At 66.6% G+C, this 26750-nt stretch carries 21 protein-coding genes; 12 read left to right on the plus strand and 9 right to left on the minus strand.

Going from position 1 to position 26750, the window contains the following annotated elements; all coding sequences use genetic code 11:
• Positions 1-116 precede the first annotated feature (116 nt).
• Positions 117-926, minus strand: coding sequence for a metallophosphoesterase family protein (locus F1640_RS16430; protein ID WP_194920153.1), 810 nt, complete (start codon positions 924-926; stop codon positions 117-119).
• Positions 927-1171: 245 nt separating this feature from the next.
• Between F1640_RS16430 and F1640_RS16435 the strand changes: the two genes are divergently transcribed.
• Positions 1172-1969 carry a TorF family putative porin gene (locus F1640_RS16435; protein WP_124808008.1) on the plus strand — a complete coding sequence of 266 codons (798 nt, stop codon included), beginning with the start codon at positions 1172-1174 and terminating at the stop codon, positions 1967-1969.
• 154 nt (positions 1970-2123) lie between these two features.
• Positions 2124-2558: a VOC family protein gene (locus F1640_RS16440; protein ID WP_124808007.1), complete on the plus strand. Its 435-nt coding sequence runs from the start codon at positions 2124-2126 to the stop codon at positions 2556-2558.
• Positions 2559-2646: 88 nt separating this feature from the next.
• Here F1640_RS16440 and F1640_RS16445 read toward each other — a convergent pair whose 3' ends face one another.
• From F1640_RS16445 to F1640_RS16470, 6 genes are all read right to left on the minus strand, one after another.
• Entirely contained in the window at positions 2647-2901 is a 255-nt protein-coding gene (locus F1640_RS16445) for an ATP synthase F1 subunit epsilon (RefSeq protein WP_194920155.1), read from the minus strand.
• A gap of 109 nt (positions 2902-3010) precedes the next feature.
• On the minus strand, positions 3011-4459 hold the full coding sequence (gene atpD / locus F1640_RS16450; RefSeq protein WP_124808005.1) for a F0F1 ATP synthase subunit beta: 1449 nt from the start codon (positions 4457-4459) through the stop codon (positions 3011-3013).
• Positions 4460-4488: 29 nt separating this feature from the next.
• Positions 4489-5361 (minus strand): F0F1 ATP synthase subunit gamma, encoded by an 873-nt coding sequence (locus F1640_RS16455; RefSeq protein ID WP_124808004.1) that lies wholly within the window; start codon positions 5359-5361, stop codon positions 4489-4491.
• A 101-nt stretch (positions 5362-5462) separates the two neighbouring features.
• Positions 5463-6992 carry a F0F1 ATP synthase subunit alpha gene (gene atpA, locus F1640_RS16460; RefSeq protein ID WP_124808003.1) on the minus strand — a complete coding sequence of 510 codons (1530 nt, stop codon included), beginning with the start codon at positions 6990-6992 and terminating at the stop codon, positions 5463-5465.
• A gap of 31 nt (positions 6993-7023) precedes the next feature.
• Positions 7024-7578 carry a F0F1 ATP synthase subunit delta gene (locus tag F1640_RS16465; RefSeq protein WP_124808002.1) on the minus strand — a complete coding sequence of 185 codons (555 nt, stop codon included), beginning with the start codon at positions 7576-7578 and terminating at the stop codon, positions 7024-7026.
• Positions 7579-7772: 194 nt separating this feature from the next.
• Positions 7773-9335 carry a S1C family serine protease gene (locus F1640_RS16470; protein WP_255530392.1) on the minus strand — a complete coding sequence of 521 codons (1563 nt, stop codon included), beginning with the start codon at positions 9333-9335 and terminating at the stop codon, positions 7773-7775.
• A gap of 80 nt (positions 9336-9415) precedes the next feature.
• Here F1640_RS16470 and F1640_RS16475 point away from each other — a divergent pair, with 80 nt between their 5' ends.
• Positions 9416-10492: a bifunctional transcriptional activator/DNA repair enzyme AdaA gene (locus tag F1640_RS16475; protein WP_194920158.1), complete on the plus strand. Its 1077-nt coding sequence runs from the start codon at positions 9416-9418 to the stop codon at positions 10490-10492.
• 57 nt (positions 10493-10549) lie between these two features.
• Here the strand turns inward: F1640_RS16475 and F1640_RS16480 are convergent, their stop codons facing one another.
• Both F1640_RS16480 and F1640_RS16485 read right to left on the minus strand, forming a co-directional pair.
• Positions 10550-12049 (minus strand): hypothetical protein, encoded by a 1500-nt coding sequence (locus F1640_RS16480; protein ID WP_194920159.1) that lies wholly within the window; start codon positions 12047-12049, stop codon positions 10550-10552.
• Between the two features lie 128 nt (positions 12050-12177).
• Complete coding sequence (locus F1640_RS16485; RefSeq protein ID WP_194920160.1) at positions 12178-14346, minus strand: primosomal protein N'; 2169 nt, start codon at positions 14344-14346, stop codon at positions 12178-12180.
• Between the two features lie 126 nt (positions 14347-14472).
• On the opposite strand from F1640_RS16485, the gene fsa reads away from it, so the two are divergent.
• From fsa to F1640_RS16530, 9 genes are all read left to right on the plus strand, one after another.
• Complete coding sequence (gene fsa / locus F1640_RS16490) at positions 14473-15126, plus strand: fructose-6-phosphate aldolase (RefSeq protein WP_124807997.1); 654 nt, start codon at positions 14473-14475, stop codon at positions 15124-15126.
• 64 nt (positions 15127-15190) lie between these two features.
• Positions 15191-17008: a cobaltochelatase subunit CobT gene (gene cobT / locus F1640_RS16495; RefSeq protein WP_194920165.1), complete on the plus strand. Its 1818-nt coding sequence runs from the start codon at positions 15191-15193 to the stop codon at positions 17006-17008.
• 32 nt (positions 17009-17040) lie between these two features.
• The gene (locus F1640_RS16500; RefSeq protein ID WP_194920167.1) at positions 17041-17745 is read left to right on the plus strand and encodes a nitroreductase; all 705 of its coding nucleotides are present in this window, start codon (positions 17041-17043) and stop codon (positions 17743-17745) included.
• 194 nt (positions 17746-17939) lie between these two features.
• Positions 17940-21116: a CHAT domain-containing tetratricopeptide repeat protein gene (locus F1640_RS16505; protein WP_194920169.1), complete on the plus strand. Its 3177-nt coding sequence runs from the start codon at positions 17940-17942 to the stop codon at positions 21114-21116.
• Positions 21117-21144: 28 nt separating this feature from the next.
• A complete protein-coding gene (locus tag F1640_RS16510) occupies positions 21145-23166 on the plus strand; it encodes an adenylate/guanylate cyclase domain-containing protein (protein ID WP_124808057.1) in 2022 nt (673 codons plus the stop codon).
• Positions 23159-23920, plus strand: coding sequence for a hypothetical protein (locus tag F1640_RS16515; RefSeq protein ID WP_194920170.1), 762 nt, complete (start codon positions 23159-23161; stop codon positions 23918-23920). The genes F1640_RS16510 and F1640_RS16515 overlap by 8 nt, the downstream gene beginning before the upstream one ends.
• Positions 23917-24759, plus strand: coding sequence for a hypothetical protein (locus F1640_RS16520; RefSeq protein ID WP_194920172.1), 843 nt, complete (start codon positions 23917-23919; stop codon positions 24757-24759). Before F1640_RS16515 ends, F1640_RS16520 begins: the two co-directional genes overlap by 4 nt.
• 116 nt (positions 24760-24875) lie before the next feature.
• Positions 24876-25859, plus strand: coding sequence for a ShlB/FhaC/HecB family hemolysin secretion/activation protein (locus F1640_RS16525; protein ID WP_194920174.1), 984 nt, complete (start codon positions 24876-24878; stop codon positions 25857-25859).
• Positions 25860-25874: 15 nt separating this feature from the next.
• On the plus strand, positions 25875-26735 hold the full coding sequence (locus tag F1640_RS16530) for a ShlB/FhaC/HecB family hemolysin secretion/activation protein (protein ID WP_194920176.1): 861 nt from the start codon (positions 25875-25877) through the stop codon (positions 26733-26735).
• The last annotated feature ends 15 nt before the right edge of the window (positions 26736-26750 follow it).

Genomic DNA, 26750 nt, shown 5'->3' on the forward strand with positions numbered 1-26750 from the left:
CAAAAGGTCCTCCCTGCGGTCATTTTGCGTAATATTATTGCATATGTTGCCATACTGCAACGCAGCAGGAATTTTCGATGCAGAGCGGCCTCGCCAATGGCGCGGCACCGCCCTGGTCAGGAAATTCCGGTCGGGTCGTTGTCCGACACCGTTACCAGCCACTGTCGCGTGCCTTCGAGGCCGATGGCTGTGAGACGGCCGGATTGAAAGGCTCCGGTATCCAGCCCGATGCGGTTGGGAGTGAATTCCGGCTCGTCCACGATCGTGTGCCCGTGCACCACCATGAATTCGCGAACCGACCGGTCCTGGAGAAATTCGCCACGGATCCAGCGCAGGTCCGATCCGGTCTGCTCGGCGATCGGCACGCCCGGGCGGATCCCGGCGTGGACGAAGAGGTAGTCGCCGATGTGGACGCGTTCTTCCATCGCCCGCAGGAAGGCGATGTCTGCCGGGGGCACGCGTGTCGCCATGGCCTTGCGCAGATCCGCCATGGCAGCATGGTCGCCCGCGTCCGGATCTATCTGATAGCTGGCAAGGGTTTCACGGCCGCCGTACCGCAGGAAATGGCGCAGCGTTTCGTCGTCGTCGAAGCTGCCGAGGAACATCTCCTCGTGGTTGCCCTGGACAAGGCGGACCCGGCGTTGCCGGCCCCATGTCCGCGCCGCGTCGATCACGCCGGCACTGTCGGGGCCGCGATCGACCAGATCGCCCAGCAGGATCACCGTTGTTTCGGCCGGATCGCGGGCCGCGTCGTCGGCGTCGATCCGGTCGATCATCGTCCGGAACAGGTCGAGCCGCCCGTGGATGTCGCCGATCGCATAGAGGCGCTGGCCAGGCGGAACCGCCGCCCAGGACACCATCGTGGCAGCATCCGTGGCGCGACGCCGTAACAGCGGCCGGAACAGGGAACGGAGCGTGCTGATCATGACTTTCCGGGATTCCAGCAACAGATATGCGCAGTGCCGCGAGGCGAAACAAGCGGATTGCGCTTGATGATGCAGAAAAGACATATTCATTTACAATCGGGCAACATCAGGCAATTTTCATCTTGTGCATTGCAGCACGGAAATGCACTTCTCGGCCGGCAAGCCTAAAGCCGGTCCAGATATACGAGACCGGCGGGGCTCCGCAGGCGGGACGACGCGTCAAGAACAAGCAAAAGGAAATGCTCATGCGTACGTCCATCAAGGCCCTTCTGGCCTCGACTCTTCTCGTCTCGACGCTGGCCGCTGCTTCGCCCGCTCTGGCGGACGAGACCGCACCGCCGAGCGATTTCAAGATCACCGGAAGCGCCGCCGTGGTCAGCCAGTACCGGTTCCGCGGCATCTCGCAGTCGAACAACCGCCCGGCGGTTCAGGGTGCGATCACCGTGGCCCACAGCTCGGGCTTCTACGTTTCGACCTGGGGGTCGAGCGCCTCGGCCGGCAACAGCACGGTCAACATCGGCGGCACCGAAATCGACGTTTACGGCGGCTACACCCACGGTCTGGGCAGCAGCGGCGTGACGATCGACGCGGGTCTCTATGGCTATATCTATCCGGGTGCGCCGGGCCTCAACTACTACGAAATCTACGGCTCGCTCGCCAAGACGGTCGGCCCGGTCAATGCCAAGGCGGGCGTGTTCTTCGCTCCGAAGCAGACCGTGCTCGATGCGACGCCGACGCACCACAGCACCTATGTTTATGGTGAACTCAGCGGCGGCATTCCGGGCACGCCGATCACGCTGCACTCGCACCTGGGCCACACCGGCGGCGGCTTCAACTACACGAAGCAGTACATCGACTACAACGTGGGTGCCAGCCTCACCTGGAAGAACCTGACGTTCGACGCTTCGGTCGTCGGCACCAACGTCAGCAAGTCGGATGCGGCGGCGGCGCCTTTCGCCGACCAGACCGGCACGGCTTCGCCCTTCGAAACCTATCGCGCGGCCAAGGCCGTGGGCGTGTTCTCGGTAACCGCCAGCTTCTAACCTTCCGGCCGAAAGGCAGGATGACGCGGGGGCCAGCGCCGGAAATCGGCGCTGGCCTTTCGTTTGGGAAAACCTTTCCGCGCACCGCCCTTGGGTTTGGCGGGGAAGGGCACTACCTTGGGCGCGGACGTCCTCCAGACAGAGCGAGTGCTGCGTGACCAAGTATCTGCATACCATGATCCGGGTGACCGACCCGGAGGCCACCATCCGCTTCTTCGAGCTTATCGGCGTGCACGAAGTGCGCCGGATGGAAAGCGAGAAGGGCCGCTTCACCCTGATCTTCCTGGCCGCGCCCGGCGGGGAAGGCGTGGCCGAAGTGGAACTGACCTACAACTGGCCGCCCGAGGACGGCGAAGGCGAAACCTATTCCGGAGGCCGCAATTTCGGCCATCTCGCCTATCGCGTCGAGAACATCTACGAAACCTGCCAGAAGCTGGCCGATGCCGGCCACATCATCCACCGCCCTCCGCGGGACGGGCACATGGCCTTCGTGAAAACGCCCGATGGCATATCGGTGGAACTGCTGCAGGACGGGCATCTCGAACCGGCCGAGCCGTGGGCCAGCATGCCCAACACCGGCAGCTGGTAAGGCTGACGCGACCGGGAAAACGAAAAGGGCCGCTCCCGGAAAGGAGCGGCCCTTTTCATGGGTCCGAGCCCGGCAAGCGCGAGAGGCGTCAGCCCTCGACGTGCTCCGCCAGCACGGTCAGCCCCTTGGCGCTGACTTCGGCGAAGCCCCCCTGGACCTGGATTTCCTCCGGCGCGGCGCCCTGGCTCTTGAAGAGTTTGATCGTGCCGTCCTTGACCGTGGACATGAACGGCGCGTGGCCTTCCAGCACACCGAATTCCCCGTCGGTGCCGGGAACGACGACCATGTAGACCTCTTCCGAACGGACGAGGCGGGCCGGGGTGACGAGTTCGAAGTGCAGCATCTTGAACCTCTTCTCCCCTCCCGCTTGCGGGAGGGGCCGGGGGTGGGCAGGGGTGCGGCACTTGCCCACCCCAAACCCCTCCCGCAGGCGGGAGGGGCTTACCGGAGCATCAGGCCTCTTCGGCCAGCTTCTTGGCCTTGGCGACCGCTTCGTCGATGCCGCCGACCATGTAGAACGCGGCTTCGGGCAGGTGGTCGTATTCGCCGTCCACGACAGCCTTGAACGAACGCACGGTGTCTTCGACCTGCACGAACTTGCCGCTGATGCCGGTGAACACTTCGGCGACGTGGAACGGCTGGCTGAGGAAGCGCTGGATCTTGCGGGCGCGGGCGACGGTGAGCTTATCCTCTTCCGAAAGCTCGTCCATGCCCAGGATCGCGATGATGTCCTGCAGCGACTTGTACTTCTGCAACGTTTCCTGAACGCGGCGCGCGGTGTCGTAGTGCTCCTGGCCGACAACGGCGGGCGTCAGCACGCGCGAGGTCGAGTCGAGCGGGTCGACCGCCGGGTAGATGCCGAGTTCCGAGATCGCGCGGTTCAGCGTGGTCGTCGCGTCAAGGTGCGCGAACGAGGCGGCCGGCGCCGGGTCGGTAAGGTCGTCCGCGGGAACGTAGATGGCCTGAACCGAAGTGATCGAACCCTTGGTGGTCGAGGTGATGCGTTCCTGCAGCTGGCCCATGTCCGTGGCAAGCGTCGGCTGGTAGCCCACGGCCGAAGGAATACGGCCGAGCAGCGCCGAGACTTCCGAACCCGCCTGGGTGAAGCGGAAGATATTGTCGACGAAGAACAGCACGTCCTGGCCTTCCTGGTCGCGGAAGTATTCGGCCATGGTCAGGCCCGAAAGCGCGACGCGGGCGCGGGCGCCCGGGGGCTCGTTCATCTGACCGAACACGAGGGCGACCTTCGAGCCGTCCGGCGTCGGGTTGCCGTCGGCGTCCTTGGCGATAACGCCGGCGTCGAGGAACTCGTGGTAGAGGTCGTTGCCTTCACGGGTGCGTTCGCCCACGCCCGCGAACACCGAGACGCCGCCGTGGCCCTTGGCGATGTTGTTGATCAGTTCCTGGATCAGCACGGTCTTGCCCACGCCGGCGCCGCCGAACAGGCCGATCTTGCCGCCGCGCGCATAGGGGGCGAGCAGGTCGATCACCTTGATGCCGGTGACGAGGATCGCGGCTTCGGTCGACTGGTCGATGAATTCCGGAGCCTTGGCGTGGATCGGGGCGGTCTGGTCCGCGCCCACGGGGCCGCGTTCGTCGATCGGTTCGCCGATCACGTTCATGATGCGGCCCAGCGTCTTGGGGCCGACCGGCACCGAGATCTGCGCACCGGTGTTGCTCACCGGCTGGCCGCGGGTCAGACCGTCGGTCGAGTCCATCGCGATGGTGCGGACGGTGTTTTCGCCCAGGTGCTGCGCCACTTCGAGAACGAGGCGGTTGCCGTTGTTGTCGGTTTCGAGCGCGGAGAGGATCGCCGGCAGCTCGCCATCGAAGCTCACGTCGACGACGGCGCCGATGACCTGGCTGATCTTGCCGGTGGAGGTCGCTACTGCGGTGGCCATGGTTCTTTCCTTGCCTTCTGTCCCGATCGTCAGAGCGCTTCTGCGCCCGCGATGATTTCGATGAGTTCGGTGGTGATCGCGGCCTGGCGGCTGCGGTTGTACTGAATGGTCAGCTTGTTGATCAGCTCGCCGGCGTTACGCGTGGCATTGTCCATCGCGGTCATCGACGCGCCCTGTTCGGACGCTTCGCGTTCCAGCAGCGCGCCGAACACCTGCGTGGTGACGTAGCGCGGCAGCAGTTCCTCGAGGATTTCCTCCTCGCCCGGTTCGTACTCCACCACCGCATCAGCCGAGGCGGCGGCGGTGGGGGCGGGAACCGGGATGATCTGCGTGGTCACCGGGTCCTGCGCCAGCGCCGACTTGAACTTCGGCGCCACGAGGTGGGCGACGTCGAACTTGCCCGCTTCGAACATGGCGAGAATCTGGTGCGCGATCGCGCTGGCTTCGTCGAAGCCGGGCGTGCGCACCGTGCTGGTGTCGAAGTTCTCCGCGATAGCCTTGGGATAATCGCGGCGCAGCGGGGCGCGGCCCTTCTTGCCGACGAGGTAGAAGGTCACGGTCTTGCCGGCGGCGATCAGCGCGCGGGCCTGGGCCTTGGCTTCCTTGACGATGTTCGAATTGAGGCCGCCGCACAGGCCCTTGTCGGTGTTGACCACGACAAGCAGGTGGCGCTGGTCGGAACCGGTGCCGCGCATCAGCAGCGGCCCGTTGTCCTGCCCGGCGACCTTGGCGGCAAGGCTGCCCATGACTTCGGCCAGGCGGCTGGCATAGGGGCGCGCGGCCTCGGCCGCCGCCTGCGCCTTGCGCAGCTTGGCTGCCGCGACCATCTGCTTGGCCTTGGTGATCTTCTGGGTCGACTTGACCGAGTTGATCCGGCCTTTGAGTTCCTTCAGCGAAGCCACTCAATTTTCTCCAATTCGTCACCCCGGCGAACGCTGGGGTCCCTATCCACTAGGCCGTACCTGGCGGCACGAGATCCCGGCTTGCGCCGGGATGACGTGTGTTACGCGAACTGCTTGGCGAACGCGTCGAGCGCGGCGACCAGCTTGCCCTTGGCTTCGTCGCCCAGGTCCTTGGTGTCGCGGATCAGGCCGAGCAGGTCGGCATGGCTCGTACGCAGGAAGCTGAGCAGCTCGGCTTCGTACTCGGTCACGCGGCTGGTCGGCACGGCATCGAGGTAGCCCTGCGTACCGGCGAAGATCACGCAGGTCTGTTCTTCGAAGCCCAGCGGCGAGAACTGCGGCTGCTTGAGCAGCTCGGTCAGGCGCGCGCCGCGGTTGAGCAGCTTCTGGGTCGAAGCGTCGAGGTCCGAACCGAACTGCGCGAAGGCCGCCATTTCGCGGTACTGCGCGAGCTCCAGCTTGATCGAGCCGGCCACCTTCTTCATCGCCTTGGTCTGCGCCGACGAACCGACGCGCGACACCGAGAGACCGACGTTGATGGCCGGACGGATGCCCTGGTAGAACAGGCCGGTTTCAAGGAAGATCTGGCCGTCGGTGATCGAGATCACGTTGGTCGGAATGTAGGCGGAAACGTCGCCCGCCTGGGTTTCGATGATCGGCAGCGCGGTCAGCGAGCCTGCGCCGTTCTCGTCGTTCATCTTCGCGGCGCGCTCGAGCAGGCGGCTGTGGAGATAGAACACGTCGCCCGGATAGGCTTCACGGCCCGGCGGGCGGCGGAGCAGCAGCGACATCTGGCGATAGGCGACGGCCTGCTTGGAAAGGTCGTCATACACGATCACGGCGTGCATGCCGTTGTCGCGGAAGAACTCGCCCATGGTCGCACCGGTGTAGGGCGCGAGGTACTGCAGCGGCGCCGGTTCCGAAGCGGTGGCGGCGATGACGATGGAATATTCCATCGCGCCGTTCTCTTCGAGCTGGCGGACGATCTGGGCGACGGTCGAGCGCTTCTGGCCGACGGCGACGTAGATGCAGTAGAGCTTCTTGCCTTCGTCGGTGCCGGCGTTGACGGCCTTCTGGTTGATGAAGGTGTCGATGGCGACGGCGGTCTTGCCGGTCTGGCGGTCACCGATGATCAGCTCGCGCTGGCCACGGCCGACGGGAACGAGGGCGTCGATCGCCTTGAGGCCGGTCTGCACGGGTTCGTGCACCGACTTGCGGGGGATGATGCCCGGCGCCTTGACTTCCACGCGCTGGCGGCTGGCGGCCTCGATCGGGCCCTTGCCGTCGATCGGGTTGCCCAGCGCGTCGACGACGCGGCCCAGCAGGCCCTTGCCCACGGGCACGTCCACGATCGTGCCGGTGCGCTTGACGGTATCGCCTTCCTTGATCTCGGCGTCCGAGCCGAAGATCACGACGCCGACGTTGTCGGCTTCGAGGTTGAGCGCCATGCCCTTCACGCCGTTGGTGAATTCCACCATTTCACCCGCCTGGACCTTGTCCAGCCCGTGAATGCGGGCGATGCCGTCACCCACGGACAGCACGGAGCCGACTTCCGAGACCTGGGCCTCGGTGCCGAAGCTGGCGATCTGGTCCTTGATGACCTTCGAGATTTCAGCGGCGCGGATTTCCATGTTCAGCCTTTCGTAGAACCTGTGGGGCTTTTCAGCCCTTCATCGCCTGGGCGAGAGAATTGAGACGGGTGCGGATGGAGCTGTCGATCATCGTGCTGCCGATGCGCACGACAAGACCGCCCAGAATTTCGGGATCGACGCTGGCCTTTACCTTCACGTCGCGCCCTTCGCGTTCCTTGAGCTTGGCCGAAAGGTCGGCAAGCTGCGCGGCGTCGAGCGGGTGCGCCGTGGTCACTTCGGCCGTCACCTCGCCGCGCGCGGCGGCGGCGATCGCCGAGAAGGCGCGCACCACGTCGGGCAGGGCGGACAGGCGTCGGTTGCCGGCCAGCACGCCCAGGAAGTTCTTCGTCAGCGGCGCCAGATCCAGCAGGCTGGCGATTCCCTCGACGACCTTGCCGGCGGCTTCGCGGCTGACTTGCGGGTTGCGGATCAGCGCGGCCAGATCAGCCGATTCGCGGATCGCGGCAGACAGCTTTTCGAGATCGCCTTCCACGGTGGAAACGGCGTCCTGCTCGCGCGCCAGATCATAGAGCGCCGATGCGTAACGCCCTTGCAGACTGGCCGTAATGCCGCTGGAAACTTCCACGCGCTCAGGTCCCCCTTCATTCGGATAAGCCGATTGGGCCACGCACACGCTTTAACACGTGGTAGCCCGCAGACGGGGCGCGCCTAGCAACGTAACCGTCGTATTACAAGATGCGAGTTTCGCGCCTTCGACCTAGGTCGCGCAATCGTATTCGTTACGGATCGTATCGCGCCGGCCGGCTTTGAAACGGACTCTCAGGGCTGTGGCTGGCAGTTATAGCGCATCCGCTCGTTCGGTTCGGCCGGAAGCAGCGCCTTGATCGCCTGCTGCGCCTCGCCAAAGCGGCGCGCGGCGTCGGTCGGGGCGCCGCACGCCGGGGCTACGATTTTCTTCCGTTCGGCACGCGCCTTGTTCATGTCATCAAGGCTCATCAGGAACCGCTCGACAATGTAGGTCCGCGTCGCCGGGTCGTAACGGTTGACCGAAATCGTCTCCTCACTGTCCGGAACGAGGATTCGCGTCCAGCCGTCCTGGGCCAGCCCATATTGCGCCCGGCCGTTGACGCAGCCGTCCGCGCTCCATGCCAGCGGCACGTCGGTGATGTCCGAAACGGTGACGCGGCTGCGCTGGGTGTCGATCACGCAGACCAGGCGCCCGGTGCCGTCGGTTGCCCCGCCCGATGGCGTGGCGCCGGGCGTCGGGCTGGCGGTGGCGAGGATGTCCTCCGCGCGCGCCTCGATCGATTCGAGCGAGGGGCGCACCAGCCAGGTCACGATCGCGGCCAGCAGCAGCACGCCCCCGGCGCCGCCCGCGATCCGGACGTTGCGTGCCTCGTCGCGCTGCGCGAACAGCAAGGCACTGCCGCCGGCCAGCAGCGCCGCCACCAGCAGCAAGGCCGCCAGCGCCATGCCGTTGTCGCGTTCCGAAAGAACCGCGATTTCCGCATCGCGACGCGCTTTTTCCAGAGCTTTCGCCTTGGTGGCGCTCCTCGCTTCGGCATCGGCGGCCTGGCGGGCCTGATCGCTGGCGGCGCGTTCGCTTTCGGCGCGGTCGAGGTCGGCGATCGAGGTGCAGGGGAGCCCGCTGACGTGGGCTTCCACCTTGGCCTGTCTCAGGAAGGCGGCCAGTTCGCGCATCGAAATGGCGAAATAGAACGCCGAATCGGTACTGTTGTCGCTGACGGTGCCGAAACTGTTCACGCCCAGCACGCGCCCGCACGAATCGAACAGCGGTCCGCCCGAATTGCCCGCGCCGATGGGGGCTGTGTGCAACAGCGTGTCGAACGATTTGGACGTGCGCCCGGCCGAAACGTAACCGCGTGCTTTCACGGGGGCCTGCGGCGTCACCAGATCGGCCATCGACAGGCCCTGCGCCAGATCGACGTTGCCTGGATAGCCGACGGCATAGACTTCGGCGCTGTCCGCCGGAGCGCCCGAAAACAGGGTGACCGGCGAAAGCGCGGCCTTGCCGTCGATTCTCAGCAGCGCCAGATCGTTGCGGGGCGAATAGGCGACAAGGCGTGCCTGATAGCCGCTGCGCCCTTCGGCGGGCACCACACCCACGATCAGCGAATCGTCCTGGCGCAGCTGCTCGACGACATGCGCGTTGGTCACCACCAGATCGGGCGCGATGGCAAAGCCGCTGCCGTGCGTGATGAGCTGGGCGTCGCTGCCATCGTTCTGGATGATGACCACGCGGACCACGCTCCGGCTCGCCGCCGCGATGTCGGCGGGATCGGCCAGCGCGGGCGCCGGAATGGCGATAAAAGCAAGGAGCAGAAGGGCGATGACGCGGGCGGTGCGGCGGATGCTCGGCATAGCCGAGCGTTCTCGCGCCGTTTTGCTTTGACCGCAAGTTTCGGGAAGCGGCTGCCATGCGATGGCGATAGAAGGGGGCCATGACATCGCCCGAAGCCCTGATCGACAGCACGCCTTACGGGGCCGCCGGAAGCGGCTCCGGCATCGATTTCGACTGGGCCTATGGCGCGTTCGAGCGGCGGGACCGCAGCCTGGACGGGCGGTTCGTTGGCGCGGTGCTGACTACCGGTATCTACTGCAAGCCGAGCTGCCCGGCGCGGCGCCCCCGGCGCGAGAACGTGGTGTTCTATCCCGATGGCCAGGCGGCGCGGGCAGCGGGCTTCCGGGCCTGCCGGCGCTGCCTGCCCGACGAGGTCGGCCGCGATCGCATCGCGGTCGAACGGGCGGTGGCGCTGTTGCAGGAGGAAAACGCGCCCAGGCTTGAGGAACTGGCGGCCCTGGTCGGCTATGCGCCGCACCACTTCCAGCGGCTGTTCAAGCGCGAAACCGGCCTTTCGCCCGCCCGCTATGCGCGCGAAAGGCGGGCCGAACGGGCGCGGCGGGCGCTTGAGGCGACGGGCAACGTGACCGAAGCGATCTATGCGGCGGGCTATGCAGCGCCCAGCCGCTTTTACGCGGAAACCGGAAAGGAACTGGGGATGACGCCATCGGCCTGGCGCAACGGCGGCGCGAACGTCGAGATTCACTGGGACATCGCGGAGACGAGCCTTGCGCCCATGCTGCTGGCGGCAACCGCGCGGGGAATCTGCCGGCTTTCGTTCAACGAGGACGAGGCTGATCTGCGCGCCCGCTTTCCCCATGCCACGCTGGTGCGCGGCGGCGAATACGTGGCGGTCCTGCGCGAAGCGGCCATCGCCGCCTGCGACCGTCCGGCGGAAATGCCGGACCTGCCGCTCGATGTGGATGGCACCGCGTTCCAGCAGGCGGTGTGGCGCGAACTGCGCCGCATTCCGCCGGGTGAAACGCGCAGTTACGCCGAAGTCGCCGCCGCGGTGGGCAAGCCCTCCGCCGTGCGAGCGGCCGGGTCCGCCAACGGCGCGAACAACATCGCCGTGCTGATCCCGTGCCACCGGGTGATTCGTTCGGACGGCACGCTGGGGGGCTATGCCTATGGCCTCGACATCAAGCGCGCGCTGCTGGAACGCGAAAGCGCTTGATTCCGGGCGGGAAAGCAGCAGTCCGGCCCGGCAAGGAAGCGGATGACAGGCGCTATTTCAGTGCGCTGCGTTGACCGAGGCCTTGCCGTCCTTCTTCTCCTGATCCCGGTGCTTCTGCATTTCCCGCAACGATAGGAGCACGGAGATTCCCGCCTGGGCATTGTGCGGGTCGAAAGCGATGGGCCGGACCACCGCCAGCGCGTTGGTGAAATCGTCATGCCGGGCAAGATCAAAGGCATAGGCGACGCGGATATCCGTCACGTCGGGCGCAAGCTGGAATGCACGAGCCAGCGCGTCCCGAGCATTCTGCGGAGGTGCCTCGCGGCGCAACCCGAAATTCCTGTACCATTGATACAGCACGAGCGGATCGTTGGGATTGCCCGCGTTCGCCCTGCGCAGCAGCGTGCCGACTTCCTTCCAGCGCGCGGGATCGTTATTGCCGATGAAGTGCAGATGTTCGGCCTGCGCCTCGGCCTTGTAGAGCAGAGCGCGAACATGCGCTGGATCGAGCGCGAGCACGCGATCCAGTGCGTCGGCGGCGCGTTGCCGCAGAGCCGCCTTGGCACTGCTGTCCGAAGCTTCGTTCGCGGTAACGGTGGCGGCGCGGGCGAATTCGAACCAAGCCGACGCGGAAGTGGGGTTGGCCTGCGCGATCAGGGCCAGTGGTTCGACCGCCGAAGCGGCATCGTCGCCGGCCCGGCGCATCAGGCGATAGGGGATGAGCTGCGTTTCCACCGCGTCCAGTTGCTCGATGGCCGGTTCGGGGGCGTCCGAAGCGGGCATATCGAACCTGTAGTAGGTCAGCCGTCCCGACCGGTACTTGTCGAGATCCTTGTCCAACTGGGCCAGATCGCCAAACGCCTGCTGCGCGGCCTCGGGGAGCGCCGTTCCGGTGTTGAGCAGGTTCAGGTAGGCATCCATCTGGCCTTTACGCTTCGTGCCGACCACCAGCATGTGGGTCAGCAGCCACGACCGGCCATAGCGGAAGTCCAGCTGTTCAGCGTTGCCGCTGAACGACGATTCGCCCAGAATCGACGTGATCGGCACCGGTGTGCTCATGAACAGTCCGTAGGCGCGGTACTTCGGCGGGCGGCCGATTTCGTACCCGCCCTTGGCCGGGAATTCCACGGTCGCCAGCAGTTCGGCAAAGCCTTCGGTGAACCACGCGGGATAGGCGCTGACGAAGTTGTGCAGCATGAAATAGTGCGTGTATTCGTGAAAAAGCGTGGAATCACGGTCCAGATCCAGTTCGTTGCTGGCGCCTTCCCGGTTGGAGAGGATGATGCTGCCCTCGGTGTCCGGCTTGTAGAAACCCGCGGCGGTCTTGGACCCTCCCATCAGCTTGGCGACGTTTTCCTGCGAGCGCAGGATGTATATGTCGATCGGCGGGGTATCGGGGTCGAATATCGCCTTGTAGCGATCGTTGAGAACCGTCTCGAACTTCTGCGCCTTTTGCGCGAGCACTCGCAGCGCCTTGGGATCGCCATCGCCGTACATCACGAAATGCGCTGTACGGGCGCGATACCAGGCCGCCGCGTGCGAAGGCACTGTTCCCATTAGCAGCAGTCCGGACGCCAAAACCGCCAACCTTGTGATCCCAATGCGCATTCGCCTTGTTTCCCCCGCCAAGATCGCGGCAAGTTTCACAAGGTTTCAGCCGTTTGCAACGGGCTTTTCGATCGGATTTAGACGAAGCTGTAAGGATCGATGTCCACGGCCACGCGCACGCCTTGCGGGAAGCGCAACGGGTCCAGCCAGGCACGGATCACGCGCTGCAATTCGGTGGAGCGGCGCGCGTTGACAAGCAGGCGGTAGCGATAGCGTCCGCGCAGCAGCGAAAGCGGGGCCGGGGCGGGGCCAAGGATCATCACGTCGGGGAGCTCCGGACGGGTGCCGCCGATCGCGCGCGCCGCCTCGCGCGCTTCGGCCTCTTCCTCGCTCGAGACGATGATCGCCGCCCAGCGCCCGAACGGGGGTGCGCCGGCGTCGCGGCGCGCTTCGGTCTCGGCGGCGTAGAAAGCGTCGCGGTCGCCGCTGGCCAGTGCCTCGATCACGGGCGCCTCGGGATGGCGGGTCTGGATCAGGACTTCGCCCGGCTTCTCGCCGCGCCCGGCCCGCCCGGCAACTTGCGCGATCTGCTGATAGGTGCGCTCCGCCGCGCGCAGATCACCGCCTTCCAGGCCCATGTCGGCATCGATCACCCCAACCAGCGTCAGGTCGGGGAAGTGATAGCCCTTGGTCACGAGCTGCGTGCCGACGATCACGTCGATCGCCTTGTTCGATGCCTGCTCCACGAATTCGGCGGCCTTGGCAGGACTTGTCAACGTGTCTGAAGTTACCAGTGCAACCCGCGCCTGGGGAAGGATTTCCGCCACCTCGTCGGCGATGCGTTCCACGCCCGGCCCGCAGGCGACAAGGCAGTCCGGCTCGCCGCATTCGGGGCATTTGTCGGGCGTCGGCACTTCGTGCCCGCAGTGGTGGCAGGCCAGCCGGCGCGACAGGCGGTGCTCTACCAGCCAGGCGGAACAGTTCGGGCACTGGAAGCGATAGCCGCAGTTGCGGCACAGCGTGAGCGGGGCGTAGCCGCGCCGGTTGAGGAACAGCAGCGACTGTTCGCCCTTTTCCAGCCGGTCCTTCAGCGCTTCCACCAGCGCAGGCGCAAGCCAGTGGCCGCGCGGCGGCTGCTGTTCGCGCAGATCGACCACTGCGATATCGGGCAGCGACGCTCCGCCGAATCGATCGGGCAGCACCACCCGCTCGTAGCGGCCGGCTTCGGCCATCTGCAGGCTTTCGAGCGCGGGGGTGGCGCTGGCGAGGATCACCGGCACGCTTTCGAACCGGGCGCGCATCACCGCCACGTCGCGCGCGTTGTAGCGCACACCATCGTCCTGCTTGAACGAGATTTCGTGCGCCTCGTCGACGACGATCAGTCCAAGTCGCGCAAAGGGCAGGAACAGCGCGGAGCGCGCGCCCACCACAACGCGCGCGTCACCCCCCGCGATGGCGCGCCAGGCGCGACGGCGCTCGGAGGACTTGAGCGAGGAATGCCAGGTGACTGGCGCGGCGCCGAAGCGCGCCTCGAAGCGCTTGAGGAAACTTTCGGTCAGCGCGATTTCGGGCAGCAGCACCAGCACTTGCTGCCGCTTGCCGATCGCGCGGGCGATGGCTTCGAAATAGGTTTCGGTCTTGCCCGAACCGGTCACGCCATCGAGCAGAAACGGACGGAAGGCATGCTCTTCCACCGCCGCGACGAACTTGGCTGCCGCCTCGCGCTGCTGGTCCGAAAGATCCGGCACGGCATGGCGCGGATCGGGCGCGGGGTAGGCGCGGTCGCTGTCCACCAGCACGGATTCGAGCAGCCCGGCATTGACCATCCCGCGCAGGACGCCGTCGGAAACGCCGGCGATCTCCGACAGTTCGCGGATCGTCGCCTGCTGGTCGATCAGCAGGTCCAGCGCCTGCGCGCGTTGCGGAGTGAGCCGTCCAGTCGGTTCCCGCCCGGTCAGGCGGTATTCGGTGACGGTGCCGCCGCCCCGCAGCGCTGCCGTGCTCGAGAGCGCCATGCGCGCAACCGAAGCGATCGGAGCGAGGTAATAGTCGGCGCACCATTCGATCAGCCGGCGGAGCGGCGCAGGCAGGGGCGGCACCGGCAGCACGGCGAGAAGCGGCCGCAGCTTCGAATCGGGAACCTCGGTGCCGGGCAGCCGCTCTGCCTCCCACACCACGCCGATGATCTGGCGCGGGCCGAGCGGCGCGACCACTACCGAGCCCGGCTCCACCGCCATGCCATCGGGCACGCGGTAGTCCAGCGGGCCGAGGGCGGCGTTGAAGACGAGGCAGCGGACGCGGTTCATTCGTGGATGGTTATATGGGGCGGATCGTGCACGGGCAAAGGGGCGCAGCCTCTGGCATGGGGATACACTTGCGCCCGCCACGCGCTATAGGCGTGAGGGAATCACTTTCCGGTCAGGACCACACCCATGAAGTTCTTCGTCGATACTGCCGATACCGCCGAAATCGCCGACCTCGCCGCCACCGGCCTGCTCGACGGCGTGACCACGAATCCTTCGTTGATTGCCAAATCCGGCAGGGATTTCATAGAGGTTACGAAGGAAATCTGCGGTCTTGTCGAAGGCCCGGTCTCGGCCGAAGTGGTCGCGCTCGATCACGAAGGCATGATGCGCGAGGCGGAAATCCTGCGGAAGATCGCCGACAACGTGTGCATCAAGGTGCCGCTGACGATCGACGGGTTGAAGACCTGCAAGAAGCTGACCGGCGATGGCACGATGGTCAACGTCACGCTGTGCTTCTCGGCCAACCAGGCCCTGCTTGCGGCCAAGGCCGGGGCGAGCTTCATCTCGCCCTTCGTCGGCCGGCATGACGATAACGGCTTCGACGGCATGGAACTGATCCGCGATATCCGCCTGATCTACGACAACTACGCCTTCGCCACCGAGATTCTCGTCGCCTCGATCCGCCATGGCGTGCATGTGCTGGAATCCGCCAAGATCGGCGCGGACGTGATCACCGCCCCGCCCGCGGTCATCAAGGGCCTGTTCAAGCACGTGCTGACCGACAAGGGCATCGAAGGCTTCCTTGCCGACTGGGCAAAGACCGGCCAGAAGATCGGCTGAACCGGGAAATGACGCCGCGCGCCTGCCGGGATGGGCGCGCGGCCACTGAAAGAACGCAAAGACCTTGGCCGAAGAAACGCCCCTCGATCAGTTCCGCTCCGTCCTTGCCGGCACCGCCCGCGTGGTGTCGGACGATCCGGAAGTGGACGTCGCTTGGACGGCGGATGCGCCCAGCCAGTCCGGCGCGCATTTCCGCCTGCCTATGCCGGGTCGATCGCTGCCCGCCGCGCAGGTGGCCGAGGCGCGGGGTTTCGCCGATGCCATGGCGTTGCGGCTGCGCCATCACGATCCCGTGCTGCATCAGCGCGGCGCGCCGAACGAGGCGGTAGCGCGGGCGTGCTACGACGCGGTCGAGCAGGTCCGGTATGAGGCGCTGGGGTCGGACGGCTATGCCGGGATGCGCGGCAATCTGGACGCCGCGCTGGCCATGCGGATGGCGTCCGATCCCATCGCGCGCGCGGCCAAGCCCGATGATGTGCCCTTGCAGGCAGCGGTCGCGCTGTTGCTGCGCGAACGGCTGACCGGCCAGCCGATTCCCGCCAGCGCGCAGCTCGGTACCTCGATGGTGCGCAGCTGGATCGAACAGCGCGTGGGCGGCGACTTCGATGCGCTGGCCGCCGCGCTCGAAGACCAGAAAGCGTTCCAGCATCTCACGCTGGACATGCTCCAGCATCTCGAACTGACCCAGGCCGCCAATCCCGACCAGCCCGAGACCGAGGAGGACGAGGGCGAGGATCAGGAAAACGATCGCGAGGACGAGCAGGACAATTCGGAGAGCGACGCCGAGAGCCAGCCGGTCGAGGCCGCGGGCGAGACGACGGAGGGCGACGAGGAAACCGATACCGAGCAGGACATCGAAAGTCCCGAGGACGCGGCCGACGCCGACATGGCCGACGAGGGCGAGGAAGGCATGCTGCCGACGCGCCCGAACCGGCCGTGGACCGACCTGCCCGATGATTTCGACTACAAGGCCTTCACCACCGTCTACGACGAAGTGGTCTCCGCGACGGACCTGTGCGACGAGGAGGAGCTGACCCGCCTGCGCGCCTACCTCGACACCCAGCTCAAGGGGTTGCAGGGCGTCGTCACACGGCTTGCCAACCGGCTTCAGCGCCGGCTGATGGCCCAGCAGAACCGTTCGTGGGATTTCGACCAGGAAGAAGGCTTGCTCGATGCCGCGCGGCTGGCGCGCGTCGTGATCTCGCCGGGGCAGTCGCTGTCCTACAAGGTGGAGCGCGATGTCGAGTTCAAGGATACCGTCGTCACCCTGCTGATCGACAATTCCGGCTCGATGCGCGGGCGGCCGATCTCGATCGCGGCGATCAGCGCAGACATCATGGCGCGCACGCTGGAACGCTGCGGGGTGAAGACGGAGATTCTCGGCTTCACCACCCGCGCCTGGAAGGGCGGGCAATCGCGCGAGGCGTGGCTGGCCGCCGGGCGGCAGGCGAATCCCGGCCGTCTCAACGATTTGCGGCATATTATTTACAAGAAGGCTGATGAACCGTGGCGGCGGGCCCGGCGCAACCTTGGCCTGATGATGCGTGAAGGGCTGCTCAAGGAAAACATCGACGGCGAAGCGCTGCTGTGGGCGCATGCCCGTCTGCTGGCACGGCCCGAGGACCGGCGCGTGCTGATGGTCATTTCGGACGGCGCGCCGGTCGACGATTCGACGCTGTCGGTGAACAGCGCGGGCTATCTCGAGCAGCATCTGCGCAAGGTGATCGACTGGATCGAAAAGCAGTCGCCGGTGCAGCTCGTCGCCATTGGCATCGGCCATGACGTGACGCGCTATTATCGCCGCGCGGTGACGATCATGGATGCCGAACAGCTTGGCGGCACGATGGTGGAACAACTGGCCGACCTGTTCGAGGACGATTGACGGGCTCGTTTTAATCGATCAGTTAAATACCTATGAGCACGCCATCCCGCCCCGCTACCCCCGCTCGCACGGTGTCCGAGGCCGTCGCCACCCGCCGATCCATCCGTCGCTTTCTTCCCGATCCGGTCGAACGGGCGGTGCTGGAACGCGTGCTGGAAAAGGCGCAGCGCGCGCCGTCGGGCGGGAACGTGCAACCCTGGAACGCGCTGGTGCTGACAGGCGAGCCGCTGCAACGCCTGTTCGCGCATGTGGCGGCGGTGATCCCTCAAGGCCGTGCGGCCCATGCCCCGGAATACGATATCTATCCGCCGGAACTGTCCGGCCCCTACGAAGCGCGCCGTTTCGGCGTGGGCGAGGCGCTCTATGCCGCGCTGGGCATCGCGCGCGAGGACAAGCGCGGGCGGCTGACGCAGTTCATGGACAACTTCCGCGCGTTCGGCGCGCCGGTGCTGATGCTGATCCACACGCCGCGCACGATGGGGCCGCCGCAGTGGTCGGACATCGGCATGTGGTTGCAGACGGTGATGCTGCTGCTGCGCGAAGAAGGACTCGATTCGTGCGCGCAAGAGGCCTGGGCGGTCTATCAGCGGCAGATTCGCGAATGCGTGGCGATTCCGCAGGATGACATCTTCTTCTGCGGCCTTGCCATCGGGCATGGCGATGCCGATGCTGTCGTCAACCGGTTCCCGGTGCCGCGCGCGCCGCTCGCGGAAGTCCTGACCTTCGAGGGTTTCTGACGGACGCCGCGCCGGAACGTTCCGGTCCGTCGTGTTCATACAATCGCGCCGTCTTTATGCCCGCTACTACGCGAGGCTGTTGGCACCGGCTGGGAAATCCTTCTATGGTGTGCCAGCAAGCATAATTACAAAGCGGGGTCGCGCTTATCTGGCGTGGAGCGACGGCGGCAGCCGTCCGGCCATGGGGAGCGCATATGCGGTATCATTCGGCAGGAGCGGCGACTGGCGCCGTACGCGGAGTCAAGGCGGCGCTGAAGGCGCTGTTGCTGGGCGTGGCAGGTTGCGGCCTGTTTGCTGGCGGCACGGCCCAGGCACAGGGCGACTCCTTGTTGCTCAGGGACAGCTTCCCGCTGGGAAGCGGCGGCGGAAGCGCGCTGTGCCAGGTACAGTCACGCACCGGGGATAGCGCCAACGCCGGCGCGTTCGACCGGACGTGGGCGATCGTGTGCCGCGATTCGGCGCTGCCCGTCGGCTATGTCTTCGCGCTGCGGAACAATGCGGGCGATCCCGCCGTGCGGCTGGCGGAGCGGCGCCGCGCCTCGGTCGATTGCACGGGCGCCCTGCCGGCCGCGCCGGCTTCCTGGTCGCGCGAGGACTGCCGCTGGCGCTCGCCCGAACTCGGTTACGAAGTCTTGCGTGCCGATCGCGGCAAGGTGACCTATATCGTAGAAGGTTTCTCGGCGTATCACGGCGCGCTTTCGCTGGCGGTCCGGTCGATCATGGCGGACAAGGCGCTGGACGAACCGATCGAGGTCGCCACGACGTCGATCGACGATTCCGAAGCCTATGCCCGCATCCAGGCGCTCACGCTCGATCCCGCCACGGCCCTGGCCGAAGGCTATCGCCGGAACAATTCGGGCGACTATGCCGATGCTGCCGCCTATTTCGAAACGCTGGACCAGCGGCAGGCGTCGCAAGGCGATGTGCCGATCGATCGTGTCGAGTTCCTCGTGAACGCGGCGCTGCAACGCTCCAACCTTGGCCAGTTCGCCGAAGCGGAGGCGCTGTTCACGCGCGCTGACGCCATGCCGGCAGGCACCGCTGCGGTCGAGCGCCTGCGCCGCAATTATGAAGCGATCCACCTGCTCAACCGCGAGAAATACGCCGAAGCGCTCGACCGGCTGGGCGTGCCCTTGCGGACGATCGGAGCGACCGGCGCGGACGCGCTGCGCGAGCGGATGGAACTGACGCCATCGGTGGCGCGACGGGTGAATTCCTCCGACAATTCCGCCAGCGCGATCGGCATGGTCGACGACCTCAAGCTGACCGAGGACGAACGCTCCCTGATTCTCGATGCGCAGGCTTTGCACCTGAAGGGATCGGCGCTGCGTCTGCTCGGGCGCAACGACGATGCGCGGCAAGCGCTGCGGCAGGGGCTGGAGCGCGCCATCGCGATCCGCAATGGCCGTGTGGTCTCGATCGTGCGGATGCGTTCGCAGATGATGACCGAGCTGGCCGCGATCGACGAGAGCGAGGGGAAGCTTGCCTCAGCCGAGGCGCTGCTGCGCGGGGCGATGGACATCGTCGGCGTCCAGTACCCCGATACGCGCAGCCTGGCCGTCACGCAGGCCCGGCTCGCGTCCTTCCTCACGCGCCACGGCAAGCAGGACGAGGCGCTGAAGCTTTATCACGATGTCGTGGCCCGCTCGATCGAGCGGCGCAACGGCCTGTCCGGTCTCTCGCGCCAGATGTCGCCCTATCTCGACATGCTGGTCGCGCGCATGGGCACCGATCCGGCGGCGAGCGGTGATTTCCTCGCCGCGTCGCAGATCATTGTCCGCCCCGGCGTGGCCGAAACCCAGGCGGTGCTGTCGCGCGAGCTGTCGGCGGGCAGCGACGATGCCGCGCGGCTGTTCCGCCAGTCGGTCAGCCTTGGCCGCTCGATCGAACGCGCGCGGATGCAGTTCGCCGCGCTGCAGAGGCTGGAGGACGCCGCGTCCCGCAAGGACGAAATCGCGCAGGCGCAGCAGATGATCCAGGATCTGGAGGCGCAGGAGCAGACCACCGTCGTCCAGCTTGCCGCGTTCGCGCGCTATCGCGTGGTGTCTCAGCGCGCCATTCCCGAAGCCGAGCTCAAGGCGGGGCTGGCACCGGGTGAAGCCTATGTGAAGATGGCCGCGCTGGGGCCGGACGTGTTCGTGTACTTCGCCACCAAGGACAAGGCGGTCGCCTATCGCGTGCCGATGACTGGCGGCGAGATCCAGGCGGCGGTTGCGCGGATGCGCGATTCGATCTCCAAGTTCGATGGCCGCCAGTACGTGACCAATCCGTTCGACGTGAAGGACGCGCGCGGCGTCTATCGCGCGCTGTTCGATCCTGTCGCTGCCGACATGGCCTCGGTGCATCACCTGATCTTCGAGCCGGACGGGGCGCTGCTCAGTCTGCCGGCGAACCTGCTCATCACCGATGACGCCTCGCTCGCCGCCTATCAGAAGCAGGCGGACAATCCCGCGGGCGATCCGTTCGACATGCGCGGGGTGGCATGGCTTGGGCGTGACCGCATCGTGTCCACGTCGGTTTCGGCGCGGTCCTTCATGGAGTCGCGCAAACAGCCGCTGTCGAAGGCGCATTCGGCCTATCTCGGGCTGGGGCACAATGCCACGGTGTCCGGGGCAGGGGCCATCCAGGTGGCGCGGATGCGCGGCATGGAGGCGGAGATGGACCGCAGCGGCTGCGACTGGCCGCTGGCCGCGTGGAACCGGCCGATTTCGCAGGAGGAACTGGTCAGCGCGCAGAAGGTGCTGCGCAACGAAGGCACCGATCTGATGATCGGCGCGGCGTTCTCCGACACCGCGATCAAGGCGCGGCGCGATCTGGCCGATTTCCGGATCCTGCATTTCGCCACGCACGGGCTGGTTACGCCTCCGCGGGACGATTGCCCGACCCGGCCCGCGCTGCTCACGTCGTTCGGCCCGACCGGCTCCGACGGGCTGCTCAGCTTCTCGGAGATCTTCGATCTCAAGCTTGATGCCGATCTGGTGATCCTGTCCGCTTGCGACACGGCCGGGCAGGCCGACATCAGCGTGACGCGTGAAACCGGCCTGGCGACCGGCGGCGGATCGGCGCTGGAAGGGCTGGTGCGCGCGTTCATCGGTGCCGGCGGACGCGCCGTGCTGGCCAGCCATTGGCCCGCCCCCGATGACTTCATGGCCACGACCCGCCTGATCGGCGGGCTGTTCGAGGCGGTGCCGGGCGAAAGCTCGGGCGAGGCGCTGCTGAAAGCCCAGCGCAAGCTGATGGACGATGTCGATACCTCGCACCCCTATTACTGGGCGGGCTTCGCGGTGATCGGCGATGCGGCGCGGCCATTGCTGCGCGATGCGGCGCCGGCGGGTGCCGGTTCCGGAACCGCCGCCGGAAGAGTCCGGTAAGCGGATGCCGGAGGCGAAATCGGCCTTGATGGACGTGTCTGACTGGGGCCGCCGCTTTCGGCGCGGCGTGGCGCAGCTTGGCCGCCAGCGTGTGGCCGTGGCGGTGCTGCTGCTGGCGACGGCGCTGTTCGCGGCGTTGTTCAGTTGGCAAATTCCGCTGCTGCGCGATGCGGAAAGCGCGCTCTACGATATTCGGGCGGCCAACTTCGCGCCGCGCGTCGACCCTGACAAGCGCATCGCCATGGTCGTCTATACCGCCGATACCAACCGCGCCACGGGTCAGATATCGCCGGTCGATCGCACCATCCTTGCCAAAGCGCTCGCCCAGATCGACCGCATCGGGGTGAAAGGCGTGGGCATCGACATCCTGTTCGATTCGCCGCAGGACGATGACCCACTGCTCCAGTCGACGCTGAAAGGCATGAAGACACCGGTCTTCCTGGCCTATGCCGACAACCGGACCAATCGCGACGCGATCACCTATGAACAGGAGCAGGACCTGCGCCGCTTCATCTCGGCGGCGCAGACCGCAAACGTGAAGCCGGCAAGCATCCTGCTGGAAACCGACAACGATGGTGTCGCGCGGGCGTGGCCCATGCAGTATCCCGGCCTGCCGCCGCTGCTTTCGGTGGCGATGACGCAGCATGTGGCGGGGGATGCCGATCCGCGCTTTGCGACGTACATGGGGCCGATCCGTTTCCGGTCCCCGACGGCGAGCGATCGCCCGGTATTCGACAAGATCCCGATCGACCTGCTGGCCGATCCGGAAACCGCGCCGCTGGTCGCCGATGCGATCAAGGGGCGCTACATTCTGATCGGCGGCGATTTCTCGGACTTCGACCAGTTCGACACACCCTTCACCCGCACCGGCAACCCGGTGACCGGCGAAACCCGCATGATCGGCGTGGAAGTCCACGCCAGCATGCTGGCGCAACTGCTCGACAAGGCGCTGACGCTGCCGCCGCCGGTGGCCATCAAGGTGCTGGCGGCGCTGCTGGCGGTGGGCCTCGGCGCGGTGACCGCGGCGGTGCGCACGCGCACCTGGCTGCTGGCGCTGGCGGTGATCGGACAATTCGGCCTGTTCCTGGGGCTGCCGTTCCTGATCGAGCGGGCGGGGATGGATACGCTGCGGATGCCCGCGATGGGCTGGCTCGTTGGCTGGCTGATCGCCTATACCGCGATCAGCGCGGCGCTGCGCGCCATCAACGCCGCACAGCGTGAATTCGCGCAAGGGGCGCTGGGCAAGTATCTGCCGCGCTCGGTCGCTTCGGAAATCATGCGCAATCCCGAACGGCTGTCGCTGCACGGCGAAAAGCGCGAGATATTCTGCCTGTTCAGCGATCTCGAAGGGTTCACCAAACTGACTCACGCGGTCGAACCCGAAGTGATCGCCCGGCTGCTCAACGATTATCTCGACCGCCTGAGCGCGGTGGTCCTGCAATATGGTGGCACGCTGGACAAGTTCGTCGGCGATGCCGTGGTGGCGTTCTGGGGCGCGCCGATCGCCTATCCCGACGATGGCGAGCGCGCCGTCCGCGCGGCCTACGCGATGTATCTGGCTGGCGAGGAATTTCGCAAGAACGTGCCCGAAGGCGTGCCCCGGATCGGCCGCACCCGCGTGGGGCTGCATTATGGTGAGGCGATCGTCGGCAACTTCGGAGGGGAAGGCCGCATCCAGTACACCGCGCTGGGCGATGCGATGAACACCGCCGCGCGGCTGGAAGGCGCCAACAAGCCACTGGACACCACCGTGCTGGTCAGCCGGGCGGCGATGGAGCGATCCGGGCTCGACTGGTTCCGCCCGATGGGAACGATCACGCTGCGCGGTCGCGCCACGCCGGTCGACGTGTTCGAACCGCTGCCCGACATGCCCGCGGCGGAACGCGCCGCGGTGGCCGATCTGATAACCGCGCACGACGCCGGGGACAGCGACCGTGTGCTTGGACTCACAGACAAGCTGCTGGAAATGGCGCATTCAGACGATGCAGTGCTCAATCTCCTCCAGAGATTGCAGCATACGCATAAGGGAGAAAGTTATGTCCTTGGCTGACACGAAGACGCGCAAGGCCGTCGTCGCGGGGCTGATGGCTGCGGGATGCCTGTTTTCGGCCGGTTCCGCGCTGGCCCAGGCGATCGTCGTGCGATCGACCGGGCCTTCCGCCGCCGAATATCCGCAAGGGCGCAAACTGCCCGCCAACGCCAGTGTCACGCTGCGCGCGGGCGATCGGCTGACGGTGCTCGACAAGGCCGGCACGCGGGTACTGTCCGGTCCTGGTTCCTTCGCGCTCAACGGCGCGATCAACCGCGACGAAACGGCGGGCAGCGCGCTTGCCAGCCTGACCGTGCGGACCCCCGGCGCCCGTGTGCGGACGGGGGCGGTGCGCGGCGCGCCACTGGCGGCATCGACCGCGGAAGCGAACGCGCCCGATAGCGTGTGGTATGTCGATGTCAGCAAGGGCGGCACGTTCTGCGTGGCCGATCCGACCGCGGTGGTCCTCTGGCGACCCAATCGCGCGAGCGAAGGCGCGGGCAAGCTGCTCTCCGCCGATGGTTCGATGGCCGACGTCGCCTGGAAGGCCGGCAGCGCGCTGAAGCTTTGGCCGGTGGCATCGGTGCCGGTGGTGGACGGGCAGAGCTATACCTTCAGCAACCCGGTCGGCCCGACCGTGAACATCCGGCTGAAACTGCTGGCGAGTGTCCCATCCGAGGACATGGCCGTGGCATCGGTGTTTGCGGACAACGGCTGCAACGCGCAACTTGACGTCATCGCCAATTCCGCCGCACCGCAGGCGTCGGGCGGATGAAGGGGGCAGGCACGATGGGCAGGCTGAGAACAGGCAGGCTGAAAACAGGCAGGCTGAAAACAGGCAGGCTGAAATCCGCGATCGCGGCCACTGTGCTGGCGCTGGGGCTTTCGGTGTCCGGCATGGCGCTGGCGCAGGTGGTCGTGGTGCGATCGACCGGTCCTTCGGCGGTCAGCTATCCGCCGGGGAAGCGGCTGCCCGCCGGCGCGACCGTGACCTTGCGCGCCGGCGACGTGGTGACCGTGCTGGATCGCGCGGGAACGCGGGTGCTGCGCGGGGCGGGCAGTTTCGCGATGAACACGCTGGCCAGCCGTGATGCCGGCTCGGCGGCGCTGCTGGCGCGCTCGCTCAGCAATCCGGTGTCGGTGCGTGCCGGTGCGGTGCGCGGCGGATTGCCGGCGCAGGGCGGTGAAGGCGGGCAAGCAGCGGAACCCATCCCGGTCAGCATCTGGCTGGCCGATATCGACCAGGGCGGGCGGGTATGTCTGCCGCGCGGCAGCGATCTTTATCTGTGGCGCAAGGCGTCCGAAGCCCGGCGGTTTGTCTGGCTGGGGGAAAGCGCCGGCGGCGGTACCGTGCGGGTCGCCCTGCCGAGCCGGACGGCCGGGGTCGCCTGGCCGCGGGCGCAGGTGGAATTGTTCGATGGGCACAGTTACCGGGTTGCGGAAGAAGGCGATCCGAACAAGGGTGTGGACTTCGAGGTGGTGATGCTGGACCCGGAAGCGGTGCCGGCTGACGCCGCCTCGCTGGGAACGCTCCTGCTCGACAACGGGTGCAAGGCCCAGTTCGATTGGCTGGCCGCCAGTCTCGAACAGCTTGACGGGGCTGCACAAGGATAGGCAGGGGATTGCACCTGCATTGAAAACCACGGCATGGGCGGCACGAGGCCGGATCACGCCACTGTTTGACAACCGATAATCATAACAGGGTCGCGCCTGATGGAGTTACGGATCGGATGCCCGATTACGTCGCAGCGCGCCCGTTCGGGAGCGAGCCTGTTTCCGCTGCTGTCCGCCGGCCTGCCGCCGGAGGCAGAGTTCTGTCGGCCGCGCTGGCCGCGGCGCTTCTCGTTCCCGCCGGGCAGGCACTGGCACAGGCGGTGCCGCCGCCCGCGCCCGTCGGCGCGCAGCCGCCCACGCGCGAGGAAATCGAACGTGGCGTAGCCGAAGGCACGCTGAACAAGAGCGGGCCGGTCGCGGTCGACACGTCGGCGGTCGAGCGCGCGCCGTGTCCGCTGTCTTCGCCCGATTTCGCCGGCATCCGCCTCAAGCTGTCGAGCGTGACGTTCGCGGGCATGGACAAGCTCCCGGGCGTGGACCTGTCCGACAGCTACCGCGAATACGTCGGCACCGACCAGCCGGTTTCGATCATTTGCGACATCCGCGATCGCGCCGCCACCAAGCTGCGCGGCGCCGGCTATCTGGCGGCGGTGCAGGTGCCGCCGCAGAAGATCACCGATGGCAACGTCAGGCTGGACGTGCTGCTGGCGCATCTTTCGCGCATCCAGATCAAGGGTGATGCGGGTGCGTCCGAAGGCGCGCTGCTGCGCTACCTCAACAAGCTGACTGCCGAGCCGGTGTTCAACACCTATCAGGCGGAACGCTACCTGTTGCTGGCCAAGGACGTGCCGGGGCTGGACGTGCGGCTGGCGCTGCGCCCGGTGGATGGCGCGCCGGGCGAGGTGATCGGCGAAGTCTCGGTCCGGCGCACGCCGGTCTATGCCGATTTCTCGGTCCAGAATTTCGGCTCGAAGGCGGTCGGCCGGTTCAATGGCCTGTTGCGGGCGCAGTTCAACGGGCTGACGGGGCTGGGCGATACCACCACGGTCAGCTTCTTCGCCACGCCCGAGTTCCGCGAACAGAAAGTGCTGCAGATCGGGCACGAGATGCGGCTGGGCGGCGAAGGCTTCACGCTGCGCGGGGATTTCACCTATGCCTAGACCAATCCCACCACCGTGGGGGCCAGCCAGTTCCATTCGCGCACGCTGGTCGCCTCGCTGGAGGCGCGCTATCCGTTCGTGCGTCGGCAGGCGTTCAACCTGTCGGCTTCGGGCGGGCTGGATCTGATCAACCAGCAGGTCGATTTCGGGGCGATCCGCTTCAACGAGGACCGGCTGAGAGTTGCCTTCGTGCGGCTCGACCTGAACGGGCTTTCACGCCAGAGCCTGCTCGGCCGCGATGGCTTCACCCCCTATGAACCGCACTGGAACTGGGGGCTGTCGGTCGAGGCGCGGCACGGCCTGTCGATCCTCGACGCCACGAAGAGCTGCGCCGGCCTGTCGCTGGCGGCTTGCGGCGCGGTCACGCCCAGCCGGTTCAGCGGCGATCCCGAAGGGTCGCTGATCCGCGCTTCGGGCGAATTCGATTATCGCCCGGTCCGCAATGTCACGATCGCGGTGGCGCCGCGCGCGCAATACGCGTTCGACAACCTGCTGTCCTACGAACAGTTCTCCGGCGGCAACTACACTGTCGGGCGCGGGTATGATCCGGGGGCGGCCATCGGCGACAGCGGCATCGGGCTGCGCACGGAACTGCGCATCGGTTCGCAGTTCCCCAAGGAACCCGGCAAGCCGGCGTTCCAGCCCTATGCCTTCTTCGATGCGGCGTGGATCTGGAACCGCGACAAGGTGGCCGGGGTGCCCGATCCGCAACGGCTGTTCTCGGCCGGCGCCGGCGTGCGCGCCACGCTGTTCGACGCGGTGCGGGTCGATGGCGTGGTGGCGGTGCCGCTGCGCGATACGGTGCTGCAGAAGGTCAAGGGTGATGTCCGCTTCCTGATCAATCTTTCGATCCAGCTCGCCCCGTGGCGGCTGTGAAGGGGGCGTTCCAGA

Source organism: Novosphingobium sp. NBM11 (assembly GCF_015390225.1).
Classification (GTDB): domain Bacteria; phylum Pseudomonadota; class Alphaproteobacteria; order Sphingomonadales; family Sphingomonadaceae; genus Novosphingobium.

Coding starts and splice junctions, on each gene's coding strand:
- F1640_RS16505 (WP_194920169.1), top strand. CDS start 17,940: ATGCGGTATCATTCGGCAGGAGCGGCGACTGGCGCCGTACGCGGAGTC.
- atpD (WP_124808005.1), bottom strand. CDS start 4,459: ATGGCCACCGCAGTAGCGACCTCCACCGGCAAGATCAGCCAGGTCATC.
- F1640_RS16510 (WP_124808057.1), top strand. CDS start 21,145: ATGGACGTGTCTGACTGGGGCCGCCGCTTTCGGCGCGGCGTGGCGCAG.
- F1640_RS16480 (WP_194920159.1), bottom strand. CDS start 12,049: ATGGGAACAGTGCCTTCGCACGCGGCGGCCTGGTATCGCGCCCGTACA.
- F1640_RS16430 (WP_194920153.1), bottom strand. CDS start 926: ATGATCAGCACGCTCCGTTCCCTGTTCCGGCCGCTGTTACGGCGTCGC.
- fsa (WP_124807997.1), top strand. CDS start 14,473: ATGAAGTTCTTCGTCGATACTGCCGATACCGCCGAAATCGCCGACCTC.
- F1640_RS16445 (WP_194920155.1), bottom strand. CDS start 2,901: ATGCTGCACTTCGAACTCGTCACCCCGGCCCGCCTCGTCCGTTCGGAA.
- F1640_RS16475 (WP_194920158.1), top strand. CDS start 9,416: ATGACATCGCCCGAAGCCCTGATCGACAGCACGCCTTACGGGGCCGCC.
- F1640_RS16485 (WP_194920160.1), bottom strand. CDS start 14,346: ATGAACCGCGTCCGCTGCCTCGTCTTCAACGCCGCCCTCGGCCCGCTG.
- F1640_RS16470 (WP_255530392.1), bottom strand. CDS start 9,335: ATGCCGAGCATCCGCCGCACCGCCCGCGTCATCGCCCTTCTGCTCCTT.
- F1640_RS16525 (WP_194920174.1), top strand. CDS start 24,876: ATGCCCGATTACGTCGCAGCGCGCCCGTTCGGGAGCGAGCCTGTTTCC.
- atpA (WP_124808003.1), bottom strand. CDS start 6,992: ATGGAAATCCGCGCCGCTGAAATCTCGAAGGTCATCAAGGACCAGATC.
- F1640_RS16500 (WP_194920167.1), top strand. CDS start 17,041: ATGAGCACGCCATCCCGCCCCGCTACCCCCGCTCGCACGGTGTCCGAG.
- F1640_RS16520 (WP_194920172.1), top strand. CDS start 23,917: ATGAAGGGGGCAGGCACGATGGGCAGGCTGAGAACAGGCAGGCTGAAA.
- F1640_RS16435 (WP_124808008.1), top strand. CDS start 1,172: ATGCGTACGTCCATCAAGGCCCTTCTGGCCTCGACTCTTCTCGTCTCG.